Genomic DNA, 3,573 nt, shown 5'->3' with positions numbered 1-3,573 from the left:
CTCGCCCTCGACGGCCGCGTACAGCGTCGCCCCCAGCGACCACAGGTCCGACTCGGGGCGCGCGGGCTCGCCGTTGAGGCGCTCGGGCGGCATGTACGCGGGCGTGCCCACCAGCCCGCCGGTCGCCGTCAGCCCCGCCTCGGCCTCCAGCGAGGCGATGCCGAAGTCGGTCAGCACCACCCGGCCGTCGTCGGCCAGCAGCACGTTCTCGGGCTTCACGTCACGGTGGAGCACCCCGGTGGCGTGCGCGGCGCGCAGCGCGTCGAGCACCCGCCCGCCGATCACCGCGACCTGCCCCACCGTGAGCGGCCCGCGCTCGCGCACCACCTCGGCCAGCGAACGCGAGCGCACGAGCTGCATCACGATCCACGGGCGGCCGTCCTCCTCGACGACGTCGTGGATGACGATCACCGACGGGTGGTCGAGGCGGCCCGCCGCCCTGGCCTCCCTGATGGTCCGGCTGTTGAGCTCGGCCCGCTTGGCGTCGCCGACGCCCGTGTAGCGGACCTCCTTGATCGCCACCGTGCGGTCGAGCAGCTCGTCGTAGGCCCGCCAGACCACGCCCATGCCGCCCTCGCCGAGCGGCTCGATGAGGCGATAGCGGTTGCCGACCTGCCTTTCCACGCCGTGAAGCCTACTTGGCCGGTTTGAAGGTGGCGCAGAACCCTTCAAAGAAGTCGTAGTCGGCCTTCCAGTGGCTCTTCAGCGTGTGCCAGTAGATCGCGTACCCCCGCCCGTTGTCGGTGATGAAGCCCCGGTTGCGCACGCGCGTCTTGCCGGTGTTGGTGTTCCAGGTGAAGTCCCAGTCCGCGGCGGCCTTCTGGAAGCCCTCGACCCGCTTGATGTCGAGTTTCTTGTAGCCGCCGAAGGGTCTCTTGAGGGTCGGCTCCTGCTTCTTCCAGTCCTTGTACGGGTCCCTGCTGCTCTTCCCGCCATCCTCGATCATGAGGTAGGCGTTGGAGGCCGCGCCCGGGCCCCTGAACTTGACCTGATTGCCGCCGCGCGTGAGCACGTCCCAGCCCGGGGGCAGGCCGACGGAGAAGCCGAGCTTCTTGTCCTTGTACATCTTCCAGCCGGACGGCAGCGGGTCCTTCTCCTTCTCGGGGGTGGCGGTCGGGGACGCCGTGGGCGTGGCCGTCGGCGAGGGCGGCTGGGAGGCGCTCGGCTCGGCCGAGCCCGACGTGGACGCGCCCGGCGACGCCTGCGAGGCGGTGCCCGTGGGGACCGTGGCCTGGGACGCGCCCTTCTTCCTGTCGCTCTCGTCGGGGGCCGAGCTCAGACCGAGGTAGCCGCCGATCACGGCCACGAGCACGACGGCCACGGCCGCCGCGATGACCGGCCCGGCCCGGCGCGGGTCCGTCCTGGTCGCGTCCATCGTGGACTCGGCGGTGGCCAGGGCCGGGGCCGCGGTCGGCGACGGCGTGATCCGCGACCCGGTCTCGGGGACGGCGGGCGACGGGACCGGAGCCGCGGAGGCGATCAGGTTGGGGTCGGTCGGGGTGTCGTCCTCGACGGGCGGCGCCTGGCGCAGCTTGCCCAGGGCGCGGAACCTGTTCTGGACGGCGGCCTTGCCCTGCGCGGAGGCCTCGTTCTGCGACGGCGGCTCGGCCGGGGCGGGGGCGTTGCGCGGCGGTGGTGGCGTGGTGGGCCGCGGCACGCGGATCGTCTGCGCCGCGGGGAACTGCGCGGTCGGCGGCGGGCTCGCCTGGGCGATGACCTGCCGCAGCATCCGCTGCGCTTCCTCGTACGTGAGCCGCTGGACCGGCTCCTTGTTGAGCAGGCCCAGGATCACGTCGGTGAGCGGGCCCGCGTGCGCGGCCGGATCGGGCTCGTCGGTCAGCACGGCGTGCATGGTCGCCAGGGCCATCCCCCGCTCGTGCGGAGAACGGCCCTCCACGGCCGTGTACAGCGTAGCCCCTAACGACCACAGGTCCGACTCGCGCCGCGCGGGCAGCCCTTTGAGCCGCTCGGGCGCGATGAACGCCGGCGTCCCGGCCAGCCCGGTCACGGTGAGCTGCGTCTCGGTCTCCAGCGTGGCGATGCCGAAGTCGGTGAGCACCACCCGGCCGTCGTCGGCCAGCAGCACGTTCTCGGGTTTGACGTCGCGGTGCAGCACGCCGGCCTCGTGGGCGCGGTGCAGCGCGTCCAGCACGGCCAGGCCGATCTCGGCCACCCGCTTGGGTGCCAGCGGCCCGTCCTGCTTGATCACGGCGCCCAGCGAGCGCGACTGGACGAGCTGCATGACGATCCAGGGCCGGTCATCCTCCTCGATCACGTCGTGAACGACGATCACGTTGGGATGCTCGAACCTCGCCGCCGCCCTCGCCTCGCGCATGGTGCGCCGGTTCAGCAGCTGCACTTCCTCGCCCAGGGCGGCCGCGTACCTGACCTCCTTGACCGCGACCGTGCGGTCCAGGAGCTCGTCGTACGCGCGCCAGACGATACCCATCCCGCCCCTGCCGATGGGTTCCTGCAGTTGGTAGCGGCCGGCGATGCGGCGTCCCTCCTGCTTGCGATCCGACATCAACGGCCTCAAACCCTCCTCTAGGCCAAGAAATACTCCCATAGAGAGGGATCAACGGCGACTCGCCTGAAGGACAGTCCGTCATGTGAGCGGCACCGTCCAGCAGGTGAAGCCATGGGTGTAGTGTTTCAGACATGACTTGTCGCTACGCCTTTATCGAGCCGGCTCCGGGAGAGCCGGTCGTCAGCTAGCGACCACCTGGAGCCGGCACGAGGCAGAGACGACCCGTCTCTGCCTTTTTGGTTTTCCCGCCGGCTGCGCAGGGGCCGGCCCGAATTGGGGGAGTCGAGGATGTCATCGACCTTGGAACGGCGCGCCGTGGCGGTGGGCGGAACGCTCGTGGGCGAAGGGCCCGCCGTGGTGATCGGCGGCCGGGTCGACCTGCGGGCGCACCGCGGGGAGGCCGACGCGTACGAGGTGCTGGGCGAGCACGCCACGCTGGTGGAGCCGTACTCGGCCGCAGATCTGCCGGCCATCGCCGAGCGGGCGGACGCGGTCGTGGTGGGTTCGTCGTGGACGCGCGACATCCCGCTGGTGCGCTCGGCGGCCGGCCTGGGGCTGCCGGTGGTCGTGGAGCGGCGGCCCGCCGCCTCGCTGGAGGAGTGGCTGGAGCTGGCCGACTACTGCGCGCGGGAGGGGGACGGGCGGGTGCTCCTGTGCGAGGGCGGCCGGCTGGACCTGGGGCTGATGCGGGCGGCCCGCGCGGTCTCGGGGCGTCCCGTGCTCGCCGACGTCTCGCGGGACGCGGCGCTGTCCGCGGCGGCGGTGGCGGCGGGCGCCGACGGGCTCGTCGTGGACTCGGCCGAACGGGGCACCCCACCGGCCAAGCTCGGGACCTATGTGGGAGCCCGGACGGCTGAGGCCTCCAGGAGCGGGGCGCTGGAGTTCGTGGGCCCAGGGAGCCTCGCCGAGGCCCGTCAGGAGCTCTCCCCGGCGACGGTGTTGCGCGCGGCGGAGGAGGCCGTGACGGTCGTGGGCGCCCTGGTGCGGCCCGAGGCGCCCGGCACGCTGCCGGAGTGCCGCGAGGCGATCGACCGGGTGGACGCGGC

3 protein-coding genes are annotated in these 3,573 nt (G+C 72.6%); 1 reads left to right on the top strand and 2 read right to left on the bottom strand.

The window, feature by feature from the left end; genetic code table 11:
- Together ACWDX9_RS61195 and ACWDX9_RS61190 are read right to left on the bottom strand one after the other, a co-directional pair.
- Window positions 1–624 (bottom strand): serine/threonine-protein kinase (locus ACWDX9_RS61195; RefSeq protein ID WP_449973096.1); only part of this gene is annotated, 624 nt, incomplete at its 3' end.
- A 10-nt stretch (window positions 625–634) separates the two neighbouring features.
- Window positions 635–2,524 (bottom strand): protein kinase domain-containing protein, encoded by a 1,890-nt coding sequence (locus ACWDX9_RS61190; RefSeq protein WP_449973095.1) that lies wholly within the window; start codon window positions 2,522–2,524, stop codon window positions 635–637.
- Between the two features lie 291 nt (window positions 2,525–2,815).
- Here ACWDX9_RS61190 and ACWDX9_RS61185 point away from each other — a divergent pair.
- The coding region (locus tag ACWDX9_RS61185; RefSeq protein WP_449973094.1) for a chorismate mutase at window positions 2,816–3,573 on the top strand (758 nt) is incomplete at its 3' end.

The sequence above is a fragment of the Nonomuraea sp. NPDC003201 genome (assembly GCF_053590415.1).
Note: the sequence above shows the minus strand (reverse complement) of the source record. Positions and strands in the feature narration are given on the sequence as shown.

What these genes read in the sequence shown, in the direction of transcription:
- ACWDX9_RS61190 (WP_449973095.1), bottom strand. Translation starts at nt 2,524, where the DNA reads ATGTCGGATCGCAAGCAGGAGGGACGCCGCATCGCCGGCCGCTACCAA.